Source organism: Specibacter sp. NPDC078709, from assembly GCF_040686795.1.
Classification (GTDB): domain Bacteria; phylum Actinomycetota; class Actinomycetes; order Actinomycetales; family Micrococcaceae; genus Specibacter.
Genome location: NZ_JBFBLU010000002.1, coordinates 509,242 through 522,360, shown reverse-complemented (window position 1 = coordinate 522,360; position 13,119 = coordinate 509,242). Strand labels below are relative to the sequence as shown.

General features: G+C 61.7%; 10 protein-coding genes. 3 read left to right on the top strand and 7 right to left on the bottom strand.

Annotation, left to right across the window (positions count from 1 at the left end):
• Nucleotides 1-176: 176 nt before the first annotated feature.
• Nucleotides 177-3,815, bottom strand: coding sequence for a chromosome segregation protein SMC (gene smc / locus AB0P14_RS06395; RefSeq protein WP_363839219.1), 3,639 nt, complete (start codon nt 3,813-3,815; stop codon nt 177-179).
• A gap of 262 nt (nt 3,816-4,077) precedes the next feature.
• Between smc and AB0P14_RS06390 the strand changes: the two genes are divergently transcribed.
• From AB0P14_RS06390 to AB0P14_RS06380, 3 genes are all read left to right on the top strand, one after another.
• The gene (locus AB0P14_RS06390) at nt 4,078-5,103 is read left to right on the top strand and encodes a 3-oxoacyl-ACP synthase III (RefSeq protein ID WP_363839217.1); all 1,026 of its coding nucleotides are present in this window, start codon (nt 4,078-4,080) and stop codon (nt 5,101-5,103) included.
• A 2-nt stretch (nt 5,104-5,105) separates the two neighbouring features.
• Entirely contained in the window at nt 5,106-7,799 is a 2,694-nt protein-coding gene (locus AB0P14_RS06385; protein WP_363839214.1) for an alpha/beta fold hydrolase, read from the top strand.
• 125 nt (nt 7,800-7,924) lie between these two features.
• Complete coding sequence (locus AB0P14_RS06380) at nt 7,925-8,896, top strand: NAD-dependent epimerase/dehydratase family protein (RefSeq protein WP_363839387.1); 972 nt, start codon at nt 7,925-7,927, stop codon at nt 8,894-8,896.
• Between the two features lie 205 nt (nt 8,897-9,101).
• Here the strand turns inward: AB0P14_RS06380 and AB0P14_RS06375 are convergent, their stop codons facing one another.
• From AB0P14_RS06375 to AB0P14_RS06350, 6 genes are all read right to left on the bottom strand, one after another.
• On the bottom strand, nt 9,102-10,070 hold the full coding sequence (locus tag AB0P14_RS06375) for a hypothetical protein (RefSeq protein WP_363839211.1): 969 nt from the start codon (nt 10,068-10,070) through the stop codon (nt 9,102-9,104).
• 190 nt (nt 10,071-10,260) lie between these two features.
• On the bottom strand, nt 10,261-10,542 hold the full coding sequence (locus AB0P14_RS06370; RefSeq protein WP_363839208.1) for a type II toxin-antitoxin system RelE/ParE family toxin: 282 nt from the start codon (nt 10,540-10,542) through the stop codon (nt 10,261-10,263).
• Nucleotides 10,543-10,546: 4 nt separating this feature from the next.
• The gene (gene mutM / locus AB0P14_RS06365) at nt 10,547-11,494 is read right to left on the bottom strand and encodes a bifunctional DNA-formamidopyrimidine glycosylase/DNA-(apurinic or apyrimidinic site) lyase (RefSeq protein ID WP_363839206.1); all 948 of its coding nucleotides are present in this window, start codon (nt 11,492-11,494) and stop codon (nt 10,547-10,549) included.
• The gene (gene rnc, locus AB0P14_RS06360) at nt 11,494-12,297 is read right to left on the bottom strand and encodes a ribonuclease III (protein WP_363839203.1); all 804 of its coding nucleotides are present in this window, start codon (nt 12,295-12,297) and stop codon (nt 11,494-11,496) included. The genes mutM and rnc overlap by 1 nt, the downstream gene beginning before the upstream one ends.
• Before the next feature lie 54 nt (nt 12,298-12,351).
• Nucleotides 12,352-12,555 (bottom strand): 50S ribosomal protein L32, encoded by a 204-nt coding sequence (rpmF, locus tag AB0P14_RS06355; RefSeq protein ID WP_054011667.1) that lies wholly within the window; start codon nt 12,553-12,555, stop codon nt 12,352-12,354.
• Nucleotides 12,556-12,613: 58 nt separating this feature from the next.
• Complete coding sequence (locus tag AB0P14_RS06350; protein ID WP_363839200.1) at nt 12,614-13,093, bottom strand: YceD family protein; 480 nt, start codon at nt 13,091-13,093, stop codon at nt 12,614-12,616.
• Nucleotides 13,094-13,119 lie beyond the last annotated feature (26 nt).

Genomic DNA, 13,119 nt, shown 5'->3' with positions numbered 1-13,119 from the left:
AGGGGCCTCTACCTGAGCACCAACTACACGGCGCTGTTCGCCCTCGAGGTCCCCTCGGAGTCCCTGCCGTTCCTCGCGTTCAGTAAAGATCTCGCCAGAAACTGATGCCGCGCTATTCAAAACCTGCCGGAAACTGATGCCGCGTTACTCAAAACCTGCCGGAAAGTGGTGCCGCGTTAGGACGTGGCGCGGTCTAGACGCTGGCTGATGACGGTGGAGACGCCGTCGCCCCTCATGGAGACGCCGTAGAGCGCGTCCGCTACGTCCATGGTCCGCTTCTGGTGCGTGATGATGATGAGCTGGCTGGACTCGCGCAGCTCCTCAAAAATGGTGATGAGCCGGCCCAGGTTCGTGTCATCGAGGGCGGCTTCCACCTCGTCCATGACGTAGAACGGTGATGGTCTGGCCTTGAAGATGGCCACGAGCAGAGCCACGGCCGTCAGCGAGCGCTCCCCGCCAGAAAGCAAGGAGAGTCGCTTGATCTTCTTGCCGGCGGGCCGCGCCTCGACCTCAATGCCGGTGGTCAGCATGTTCTCCGGATCGGTCAGGACCAGGCGCCCTTCGCCACCGGGGAAGAGCCGGCCAAAGACTCGTTCAAATTGCACGGCGGTGTCCGCGTACGCGGCAGTGAACACTTCCTCGACGCGCTGGTCCACTTCCTTGATGATGTCCAGCAGGTCCTTGCGGCTGGATTTCAGGTCCTCTAACTGGGCGGAAAGGAACTGGTGGCGTTCTTCCAGGGCGGCGAATTCCTCCAGGGCCAAGGGGTTGACCTTACCGAGAGCGGCGAGATCGCGTTCGGCCCGTTTGAGTCGCTTTTCCTGCTCCTCGCGCACAAACACAGTACCTTCGCGGACTTCATTGCCGTCGTCATCCACAGCCACGCGCAGTGCAGCCCACTTATCGGTGACCTCACCCGGACCCAGCGGAACCAGCGTTTCGGGACCGTATTCCTTGATGAGGTGGTCCACGCTGAGACCTAATTCCTCGATCGATTTGTTTTCCAACGTCTCAATTCGCAGCTTCTGCGCTGCACGGGCCAACTCGTCCTTATGCACGGAATCGGTCAACCGCGCCAAGTCCTTCTCAGCCTCCAGCGTGGCGCTGCGGACAGCCATCAGCTCCACTTCCCGCGTGGCCCGCTGCTCCTCGGCCTCATCGCGAACGTGCTCGGCCAGTTCAATGGACTCCTGAACGTGCTCCAAAATGTGCGTGGTTGCCGCAGCCACAGCGGCGGCCTTCCGCGCCTGGAACAGCCGGCGCGCAGCACGCTGGGCCGCCTGCTCCCGTGCCTGCCGCTCCGTGGCGGCCGCCCGTTCCAGCGCCGCTGCACGGTTGCGCGCGGCGTTCAACGCGTCCTCCGTGCTGCGCAGGGACAAGCGGGTTTCCAGCTCCACAGCCCGAGCTGCCGTGGCAGCCGCGGCTAGGGCGTCGCGCTCATCCATGGAAGGTTCGACGTCGGCCGGGGCCACTTGCGCTGTTGCCAACCGCGCCGCGAGAACTTCGAGGGCAACTTGTTCCCGTTCCAGGTTGGCGGTGGCGGCCTGCACTGCTTGCTCATGACGTTGCGCCTCGCCAGCGGCCGAACGCAAAGCAGCCCCCAACATACCCAGCCGTTCAGCGACTGCTGCCAACCGGGCGTCGGACTCATTCAGCGCAGCTAGAGCATCAGATTCGGCTTGTGCAAGAGCACCGCGCTGCCCCTGCAAGCCTGCGAGCGCAAAGCGGGATTGTTCGCCGCGGGCCATGGCCTGAGCCAGCCCTGTTTCCGTCTCATCTACGGCAGCTTGCAATTCCAGCAGTGACGGCGCCGTGGCCGAGCCGCCCTGAACCACCCACTGTGTGAACACGTCCCCGGCAGCTGTCACTGCCGTCAGAAACGCATTCTGCGCCAAGACGTCCTGGGCTGCGCTCATATCTGGAACCAACACCACACCGTTGAGCAGCGCGTCCAGCGTCCGCTCAAGTTCGGGCGGACCACTCACCTGCAAACGTGCGACGACGGCTCCGGACACTGCTGCGGCAGCGGCCGCGGCAGCAGTTGTGGGGTCCTGGTCTCGACCGGCGGTGCCGGCTCGAGCACCTGTGCCAGCTCGAGCAGCGGAGTCGGCGAGGACCAAGGTGACGCGGCCGCCGTCGTGCGTCTTGACGAGCTCAAGCGCAGCAAGCGCTGCGTCCAAGTCGGTGACTCCTACGCCTTCTGCCGCGGCGTTCAAGGCGGCGGCGATGGCTGTCTCATGGCTGGGCACCACCACCAGCAGCTGAGCCATGGACGCCAGCACCCCCTCGGGGCGGGCCTCTAGTAGCTGGGCGCTAGCATCCTTGCGCAACAGACCCACGGCGAGCGCATCGCGGCGGGCGGTCAGGGAATCGCGCTCACGTTCGGCAGCCAGCTGCTCCTGCGTGAGCGCGGCAATCTGCGCGTCCACGGTGGCGAGAGCTGCGGCGGCGGCCTCATAGTCGGCGTCGAGGCGTTCTTCGCCCTCCTCCACACCGGCCACTTGGGATTCGAGCGCAGCGAATTCCTGCGAAGCAACAGCGTGCCGTTCCGCGCCAGCAGCCTTGCTGTTGTGGAGGCGACCGATCTCAGCCTCAGCAGACTCCACTCGGGAGCGCGCGGCGGACACCTTGCCAGCCAGCTTGGCCAGACCCTCGCGGCGATCCGCGGCGGCACGCAACTGCTCACGAACCCGCTCCTCCTCGGCACGGACAGCAGCTTCGGCGTCCTCCTTGATCTCCATGGCCGTTTCCAGTCCATAGCGCCGCTCCTCTAATGCGAGGTCTAGCTCCGCCTCCTCGGCACGCAGTCGGGCAGCCTGTTCGGCCAAACGGTCGGGGTCACGGCTGGGATCAGGTGCCGCATCCGTCGCCCCGAGATGGCGTCGACGCTCCGCGGCGAGAACGCCGAGGGCTTTGAGTTGATCACGGGTGGCGGAGAGCTGGTACCAGTTGTCCCGTGCCGCGTTGAGCACGGGGGTGGCGGCCGCAGCTTGTTGCTCCAACGCTGCTTGCTGGGCGCGGGCCGCCTGGAGTTCTTCTTCGACACGGATTCGGCGGTTCTTGAGCTCGCGTTCGGCTGCTTCATCACGTTCCACGGTCTGAGTCAGGGTGAGGATGTCGTCCGCGAGCAGGCGTGCTTTGGCATCGCGCACATCAAACTGCACGCTTTGGGCGCGCCTGGCCACAGCGGCCTGCTTGCCCAAGGGTGTTAGCTGGCGGCGGATCTCGCCCGTCAGATCTGTCAGCCTTGCCAAGTTGGCACCCATGGCATCCAACTTGCGGAGGGTCTTTTCCTTGCGGCGGCGATGTTTGAGGATACCGGCTGCTTCTTCAATGAAGCCGCGGCGATCCTCCGGTGTGGCATGGAGAACCTTGTCCAACTGCCCCTGGCCGACGATCACATGCATTTCCCGGCCCAGGCCCGAGTCAGAAAGGAGTTCTTGGATATCCAGGAGCCGGCAGGCTGTGCCGTTGATGGCGTATTCGGAACCACCAGCACGGAACAGTGTGCGCGAAATGGTGACTTCGGCATAGTCGATCGGCAGGGCGCCGTCGGTGTTGTCTATGGTTAATGCCACATGGGCGCGGCCCAAAGCGGGGCGGCCGGAGGTGCCGGCGAAGATGACATCTTCCATTTTTCCGCCGCGCAGGGTCTTGGCTCCCTGCTCCCCCATGACCCAGGCCAGCGCGTCGACCACGTTGGATTTCCCTGAGCCGTTGGGGCCCACAACAGCTGTCACACCGGGTTCAAAGTCAAAGGTGGTGGCCGAGGCGAAGGACTTGAATCCGCGCACGGAAAGACTTTTTAGATGCAAACTATTTTCTTCTCCTGCGCCGGGCCGTTTCTCACAAGCTAATCTATCGTGAATTCCTCGCTCTCACCCTGGCGCCGCCTCCGTGTATGCATCGTGGTGCATGTGCGGGAACACCCCTATTAGGTGCATAGTTAAGGGTGGGTCTTGATATGTTTGGGGATCATAAACGGCTTTACGGCACCAATCCCGCACACATCAGGAAACGGTCACTGGATTTCCGGTGCCGCCTAACACCTATATACCCCAAGAAAAAGGCTGGAACTTGATCGGCAACGCTACGTTTCGTCACCACAACACCGCTTTGCTCGCTGTTTCCAGCATTGAGGCTCCAGTGGTGGTCAAGTCCAGCGACTTCGACGCCCGCCTAGCCCCAAGCCTAAAACGCTTACGGCTCTCCAAACGGTTGTTGGAACGCGTGGCCGGTGTGGACGAACGCCGCTGGTGGGCTCCCGGAACCGACTTTGACGACGCCGCCATCGAGGCTGGCGCCAAAGCCTTGGCCGAGGCCGGCATCGATGCCAGCCAGGTGGGCTTGCTGATCAACACCTCCGTGACCCGCCGCAATCTGGAACCCTCGGTTGCCGTCAAGGTCCACAACGGCCTGGGCCTGCCGTCCTCCGCCATGAACTTTGATGTGGCCAACGCCTGCCTGGGATTCGTCAACGGCATGACCTTGGCCGCAAACATGATCGATTCGGGTCAGATCAAGTACGCCTTGATCGTTGCCGGTGAGGACGCCCAAGCCACGCAGGAAACCACGTTCAAGCGCCTCAATGCCGAATCGTCCACGCGTGAAGACTACTTGAAGGAATTCGCCACCTTGACCTTGGGCTCCGGTGCTGCCGCTGCCGTCATGGGTCCGGCGGATCTGCACCCCGATGGTCACCGTATTGTGGGTGGCGTCTCCCGCGCAGGCACCCAGCACCATGAACTGTGTGTTGGCGGCCCCGACGGCATGTTCACCGACACCAAGGGCCTGCTGGACAACGGCCTGGAACTGGTCACCGATGCCTGGCATGAGGCTCACACCGACGGTTGGGACTGGCGTTCCATGGACCGCTACGTGACCCACCAGGTGTCCAACTCCTACACCAACGCCATCATCAAGGCCGTGGATCTGATCAAGGGCCGCGTCCCCATCACGTTCCCCAAGTGGGGCAATGTGGGCCCGGCATCCTTGCCCATGACCTTGGCCCAGGAATCCCAGAGCCTGAACCGTGGCGACCGCGTGCTGTGCATGGGTGTTGGCTCCGGTTTGAACACCGCCATGATGGAAATTGCGTGGTAGCAGTGGCTTCTGAAGGAATTGTTTTTTCTCAGCTTGAAGCACAGCCGCTTTCTCAGCCGTGGCCCGGTGTTGAAGCATCGTGGCGACACGTTCGCAACGTTCCCTCCACCGCCGCGGTTGATCCCGAGGGCACCAGCCGGCAGTGGCACTATCTGGACAACGAGTCCGATGTGTTGGCCACCGGTCTTGTGCCCCGCGGTACCCTGCTGTGTGTGCACGGCAACCCCACGTGGTCGTATTTGTGGCGGACCCTGCTCGCAGAAGCCACCTCCCCGGAGACCTTGGCCACCGGCGGCCCGTGGCGCGTCATCGCCGTAGATCAGCTCGACATGGGTTTCTCTGAGCGCACCGGCACCTTCCGTCGCCTCGAGGACCGCATCACCGACCTCTCCGACTTCACCGCCGATCTGGGTCTCAGCGGTCCGATTATCAGCGTGGGGCACGACTGGGGCGGCATTATTTCCCTTGGCTGGGCCACCCGCCACAAGGACCAGCTGGCCGCCGTCGTTCTTACCAACACGGCTGTTCACCCAGCCGGATTCTCACTTCCCCCGGCCCTTCAATTGGCCCTTCATCCCGCTGTTCACAAGTGGGGCACGACGACGTCTTCCGCCTTTTTGCGCGTCACCCACAATCTCGCGCAGCCCGCCTTGGCTGATGAGGTCAGGGACGCGTTCATGGCCCCGTACCGCTCTGTGGCGCGGCGAGCCGGTGTAGGTAACTTTGTGGCCGATATTCCTGCCACCCCTGCGCACCCCTCATGGGCTGCGCTGGATGCAGTATCTACGTCCATCAGCTCCTTGGAGGTACCCGCGCTGCTGCTGTGGGGTCCCAAGGATCCGGTGTTCTCGGACCGGTACCTGCGTGATCTTTTGACCCGGTTGCCGCAGGCCCAGGTGCACCGTTTTGAAGGTGCCAGCCATTTGGTTCAAGAAGACCGCGACATTGCCACTCCGGCATTCGCGTGGTTGGCCCAAGCGGTAGCCGAGCCTGTGGCGCCGGTTTCTACAAGCTCAACTCTCGCGGCCACCGACGCCTCCGGCTACATCCCGATGCTGGCTGAGCTGGATACGCGCAGTACGGACACCACCACCGCCGTCGTAGACATGCTGCCTGGTGGAGCAACCCGCGCCCTGACGTGGGCTCAACTATTCCGCGACGTGAACGATCTCGCCACTGGTCTGCGTGAGCTCGGCGTCAAGCCCGGAAATCGGGTCAACCTCTTGGTGCCCCCTGGCATCAACCTGACCACCTTGATCTACGCGTGCCTGCGTTTAGGCGCCGTCATTGTTGTGGCCGATGCGGGGCTGGGCACCAAGGGACTCAGCCGAGCCATCAAGGGAGCCGGACCGGACTTCCTCATTGGCATTGAACGCGGTCTAGCTGGTGCTCGCCTCTATAACTGGCCCGGTATCCGGATCGCCGCCGAAGATTTTACCGGCTCCACGGCCGCTGTGAAGAAGTCCTTGTTCAACGTTGCGGCCACGGTGCCTCAGCTAATGGCCAACGGTCGCGTTTCGCGGCTTGCAGGCTACCCCTCCGCTTTTGCCGCACCCGAAGCTGACGCTGATGCAGCCGTGCTGTTCACTTCTGGTTCCACGGGCCCGGCTAAGGGAGTGGTGTACACACACCGCCGCCTGGCCGCTATGCGCGACACTCTCAAGGCCACCTACCGTTTGGAGGCTGGAACCGCCCTTGTGGCCGGATTCGCTCCGTTCGCGCTGCTAGGTCCGGCGCTGGGAGCAACCACTGTCACCCCCGATATGGACGTCACGGCCCCGCGCACGCTGAGCGCCAAAGCGTTGGCGGAGGCTGCTGCCGCGATTGAGGCAACAGTTGTTTTCGCCTCCCCCGCGGCACTCGTGAACGTGGTGGCGACCGCAGCGGAACTCTCACCTGAGCTGCGAAAGGTGATGGCCGGCGTCGAACTTCTCCTCTCGGCGGGCGCTCCCTTGGGGCACAAGCTGCTCACTCAGGTGCAGGAACTGGCCGCCAACGCCGAACTTCACACGCCGTACGGGATGACCGAAGCGCTGCCGATCACCGACATTGACCTGCCGGGCATCCTTGCCGCCGGCGTGGGAAATGGCGTGTGTGTTGGGACTGCGGTGGCTGGCGCTACGGTGTCGATCGCGCCGATCACGGGCGAGGGGCTGGTGCTGGAGTCGACGACGGCGGCGAATGTCACCGGTGAGATTCTGGTCAGCGCTCCGCATGTGAAGGAACGTTACGATCGTCTGTGGATCACCGAACAGCACAGCGTTTCCATTCCGGGCTGGCACCGGACTGGCGATGTGGGGCATCTGGATTCAGAGGGCCGGTTGTGGGTTGAGGGGCGGATGGAGCACATCCTGACCACAGCCGCTGGCGTGAAGACTCCTGTTGCTCCCGAGCAGGCCATCGAACTCGTGGCTGAAGTTTCGCGGGCCGCTGTGGTTGGTGTGGGGCCGATGGGCACTCAAGCTGCTGTGGCGATCGTGGAAACCAACCCCGCGGTCAAGCGCCCGGGCTTGGCCTCTGCGCCGCTGACCACCGCTGTTCGGGAAGCGTCGCTCTCAGTGGGTTTGCCGCTGGCCGCGGTCATCACCATTGACGCCATGCCCACCGATGTACGGCACAATTCCAAGATGGACCGGGCCAAGTTGTCGCGCTGGGCGGCGCGCATGTTGGCTGGGGAGAAAGCCGGACAGCCGTGAGCACCGGCTCTGAAGTTGCGGGCTTGCGCGGCGCTGCAGCCTCTGGCGCTGGCTCCGGCTCTGGCCCTGGCTCCGGCTCCGGTTCCGGCTCCGGCTCTGGCTCTGGCTCTCCTCAACGGAGGGTATTGGTCACCGGCACCAGCGGCATGCTGGGCCGTGCCGTGGCGCAACTGTTGCACGATCGTGGATATTTTGTCCGCAGCTTGCAACGCCGCCCGGTCCAGGCTCCTTGGGAATCCATCCAGGGCTCTGTTGCGGATCCTGATGTTGCGGCCCGGGCCGTGGCAGGGATGGACGCCGTAGTGCATTTGGCGGCGAAGGTTTCCTTCACTGGCGATTGGACAGACTTTGTGTCCACAAACATTGTGGGTACACGTCAGCTGATCTCCGCGTCCCAGCATGAAGGCCTGCGAGATTTCGTGTTTGTTTCTTCTCCCTCCGTGGCGCATTTTGGGAGTTCCATTGTGGGCGCTTCCGCCGGTACCGCCAATCCTGATTTGGCCCGTGGATACTACGCGCGGTCCAAGGCAGCCGCCGAGGTAATCGCACTGTCCGAGGACTCCCCCGAGTTCCGAGTCACGGCTATTCGCCCGCACGTGGTGTGGGGTCCTGGCGATACTCAGCTGGTGGAGCGCGTGGTGGAACGCGCCCGTGCGGGACGCCTCCCATTGCTTGATGGCGGGCGCGCGCTCATCGACACCACCTATGTGGACAACGCAGCCGAGGCCATTGTGCGCGGACTCGAGCGCATGGACCAGGCTCACGGGCAGGCACTGGTTGTCACCAATGGCGAACCCCGTGCCGTGGGCGAGCTCATTGCCGGAATCTGCGCCGCTGCTGGCGTAAAAGCTCCGGGCTACTCCGTCCCAGGATGGCTGGCTCGTGGTGCTGGTTCTGTCATTGAAAAGGTCTGGACAGCTGCCGGTTCGCGGGGCTGGGTTCACGACGAACCTCCCATGACCCGATTCCTCGCCGAACAGCTCTCCACCGCCCACTGGTTCGATCAGCGGCACACCCAAGCGGTGCTGGATTGGACCCCTTCGGTGTCACTCGATGAGGGTCTGGCCCGGCTCGCGGAGTACTACAGCACGCGCTAGGTATTGACCGTCGCGTTGTTTGGAGACCCCTGTGTAGGGTGGGGCGGGCTCCTGCGAGCCGCATATATTGCCGGAACAGACTCCTGCTGGGCCCACCGCAGATGAAACTACCAGCTGATCGGTGGTTAGCCACGTTCTTCGATGTGTAACTACCGATCTCGGGGCTAACATCAGCCCACGTTTGCCGTGGTCAGATATGCGCCTGCTACGCGGCAGCTTGTGCGGCAGAAAGATAGGCCGGCATGATCCTGACTTTGAGCGTTTCGGGATCCTCGAGGTGCTTCCACTTCACCCGAATGAATCTCCAGCCCTCTTCGACCAAAGCGTTTTCGCGTTCACGTTCTTTGATCAATGCCTGTTCTGGGCTGTCCCCGTAGTCGAAGTACTTAGTGTCACCGTCAAACTCCAGGATCAGCCGGATGCCACGCCACATGAAATCCACTCTGAAGCTTCCGTTGTTTGTGCTGATCCAGACTTGTTGCTCCGGCTGTTCAATAGGCAGTTCTCCAACAATGAGTCTGGTTCTTGTTTCGCCAGCGGATTCTGAGGATCTGCTCAAGGATCTGATAGCCTGCCTCGCCCGGCGAATACCGCGTCGCCCTAAGCCTCCTTCAAGCAATTGATCGAGAGCCTGAAGACTCAGCCCAGCCGCCAAAGCCGAATCGCCGATCACCACAGCCTGGGCAAAGGGTGCCACCGTTGCACAGTCGAGCACGGTCCTCTCCAATGTGGTGAACTTGACCCGGCCCAGTCCGTGAATGACCCTTTCGACGATGTCCTCGTCACGGACTTCCTGGGCATGCATCACCACGTCCGACGCAGTTTTTGACGGTGATGAATTGTTGGGAGAACTGATATGGATGAGCGGAGAACTGTTCCACACATGCAGGCGATGTAATCTCGCGGCGCTGAAGTGCGAATAGACGTGCTGACTGTTGGACTGGACAATGTGCGCGGACAGGACAAGCTTGTCCTGAACCCACGGTTTCCGTCCCTGCCACTCGTGCATGGGAATGTACACACCACGACGCATCCGATAAACAAGCCCCGCGTTGACGCCAACTTCCAGATTTCTGGTGGTCAATCCAGCGCTGAGCAGCTGCCCTGTGGTGGCAATAATTCTGCCTTGAGGCCAGAGCTGCGTAAATCGTGCCTCCGTGGGTGAACTGTCCATGGAAGAAAGTCTGGTAAAAATTGGACGCTCAAACAATGGCAAAGTCAGGAAAGCGCCGTTTCTGTGGATAACGCGAGCTCCTCGCCGTACAAACTGAAAAACTTGGGCTGGAGTTAGCCTCGAGATCGGTAGATACACAGCCTCTCACGTGGCTAAGCACCGATCATCTGGTGGACAGGCCCAACGTGGCTCAGCGGTAGATCTCGCGGCAGTGTCTGAGCCGCAAGTCGAGCACAACACGTTGGTCATCGTTGACGTCAGAGGCCACCCTGTAGTCACCGACGCGAATGCGTAGTTCACCATCACCGTCGGTCAGCTGAATACACCCCGACGGGCTTAGATCTTCGCTCAGATTCTCGATGGCGCGCAGAATATTATGCGCAATCGACTGATTGAGTTTCCGAAGCGCCTTCGCAACAGATGGTACGTAGACGATCGAGTAAGACGACGCACCCACAGCCTGCTTTGCCAAAACCCTACATTCGCGCGTTGCGGGGCTTCGCTTGACACACAGGGCAAGTGAAAGAGGACCGGTTCATGAACATATCGCGACGTATCTTGGTGGAGAGCCCCAGCTCTGCGCAGCGATGGCAGAGTTCGCCTTCACGGCCGTAGGCGTTCAGTGAGCGGGAAAAGTAACCCGAAGCGCCGTTGACGTTGACGTACAGCGAATCGAAGCTGGTGCCACCGGCGTCCAGCGCCCTAGACATGACATCCCGTGCCGCGTAAATGATGCGCTCAGTATCGGGACGACGGAACGTTTCCGTGGGCCGGGCGTAATGCATTCTGGCAGCCCAGAGCGCCTCATCAGCGTAGATATTGCCAATACCGGAAACAAAAGCCTGATCCAGCAGCGCCCGCTTGATTCCCGTCTTGCGAGCACGCAGGCTCTGATGGAGAGCCTCAATGTCGAAGTACGGATCAAGTGGATCCCGAGCAATATGGGCCGCTTCTTCGGGGATTAGAGCCCAATCACTCACGCCAGCACCGCCGGGAAGTCCGTCGGCGGTGGGGACAAGTGAGGTCACGAAGAGTCCACCGAAGATGCGCTGGTCAACAAAGCGCAGTTCTTCCGGTGCGTCGGCTCGCGAGGAAAAGGAAAGACGGACCTTGAGGTGTTTTTCGTGCGGCTGTTCCGGTGACTCCACCAGCAACTGCCCGCTCATACCCAAGTGAGCCACGAGTGCTGTGTGCGGCGTGTCTGAAACGGACGGGTCATCCGACAGCGGCATCCACAGGAACTTGCCGCGGCGAACCACGTCCAGCACGGTGGTGCCGATCAAGTTGCCGCGGAAATCTTCAACACCCAGCGAGTGCCGGCGGATGGAGCGGGGATCAGGGACAGAAACATCCACAATCCTCCGCCCGGCTACCCAGCGCTCAAGGCCGCGGCGGACAACCTCAACCTCGGGCAGCTCCGGCATTATTTGTCAGCGGAAGAAACGTCAGGGGACACACCCTCGGAGGAGGGTACGGCGTCGTTCTTGGGGGCGGAAGAAGACGAAGAACCAGAAGAGAACTTCTTCTCCAGATCCACCCAAGCGGCAGCTGCGGCAGTGCGCTCGGCTTCCTTCTTGGAGGGTCCGGTGCCCGTGCCATAATGCTTGCCGCCAATCATCAGGTTGGCGGTGAAGGAGCGGTCGTGGTCAGGACCCACACCGGTGATGTCATAGACAATGGTGCCGAGGTGGCGGGAAGCAGCAATTTCCTGGATGTTGGTTTTCCAGTCGGTGCCGGCGCCGAGCACGGCGGAATCGGCCAGCAGTGGGCCAACCAGGCGCATGACCAGTTGGCGGGCAACTTCGATGCCGTGGGTGAGGTAGGCGGCGCCAATGAGCGCTTCCATGGTGTCAGCCAGGATGGAGGACTTGTTGCGGCCCTTGGTGAGCTTTTCGCCCTGTCCGAGGTAGATGAACTCGCCGATCCCCAGCTCGCGGCCAATGGAGGCCAAGGCGCGGGTGGAGACTACGGCGGAACGGCGCTTGGCCAGGTCACCCTCGGGCAACAACGGGTTGTCGCGGTAGAGCGCGTCGGTGACGGAGAAGCCCAGGATGGAGTCGCCGAGGAACTCGAGGCGCTCGTTCGTGGGGATGCCACCGTTTTCATAGGCGTAGGACCTATGTGTGAGGGCAAGACGAAGCGTCCCGGCATCAATACTGACACCGAGACGCTTCAAGAGCAGTTTGTGTCCGTCCGTGAGTTCCGGTGATGGAATTTCTGCGGACATGACTCTCCTGCTAAGTATTAAACAAACTGAACGGACCAAATGGTCCAGGCGTCTTTAGACGTCAGCAACCTTACGGCCCTTGTATTCCAAGAACAGTGCGGTACCGGCTGAGTCGGTGACGACCTTGGCCTGGTGCGGCAGGCTGTAAACAACCTCGCCGTTTTCAATGGTCTTGACCAGAGCAGGCGCGGTGGCCTTCCACTGGGAACGGCGTGCGCGCGTATTGGCACGGGACATCTTCCGCTTGGGAACAGCCACGGCAAACTCTTTTCTCTCGATAACTCACAGGCATCTGCCCATGAGTAAAACTTATTTGCTAGTTTTCTTCGCCGGTTAAGCCCTGTAGGGCAGCCCACCGAGGATCTAGGATCTCGTGATGGTGCCCCGGCTCATCCGCAAGGTGTATTCCGCATTCGGAACACAGACCCTCGCAGTCTTCCCGGCACACCGGCTGGAACGGCAGGGCGGTTACCACTGCGTCCCGCAACACCGGTTCAAGATCGATAGAATCGTGCTCGACCCAACGTTGCTGATCTTCTTCTTGTTCAAGGAATTCCGCGGACGGCTCCTCGTAGAAGAAAAGTTCTTGCACATCGACTTCGAAGTCATCCTCGAACGTCTCCAAGCAGCGGGAACACTCACCTGTCACATCGACAAGTACGTTACCCGAAACAAGAATACCTTCATGAACGGCCTCAAAACGGAGCTCCAGATCCAGTTCGGATCCAGGAACCGCGCCAATGAGCGGGGTGCCAAAATCTTCCGGCACAGGTATACGCTCTTCGAACTTCCACATACTGCCCGGGCTGCGCCCAAGCTCCC

Excerpts from the sequence above, each read along its gene's own strand:
- AB0P14_RS06375 (WP_363839211.1), bottom strand. The coding sequence starts at position 10,070 with ATGGACAGTTCACCCACGGAGGCACGATTTACGCAGCTCTGGCCTCAA.
- rnc (WP_363839203.1), bottom strand. The coding sequence starts at position 12,297 with ATGTCCGCAGAAATTCCATCACCGGAACTCACGGACGGACACAAACTG.
- mutM (WP_363839206.1), bottom strand. The coding sequence starts at position 11,494 with ATGCCGGAGCTGCCCGAGGTTGAGGTTGTCCGCCGCGGCCTTGAGCGC.
- AB0P14_RS06350 (WP_363839200.1), bottom strand. The coding sequence starts at position 13,093 with ATGTGGAAGTTCGAAGAGCGTATACCTGTGCCGGAAGATTTTGGCACC.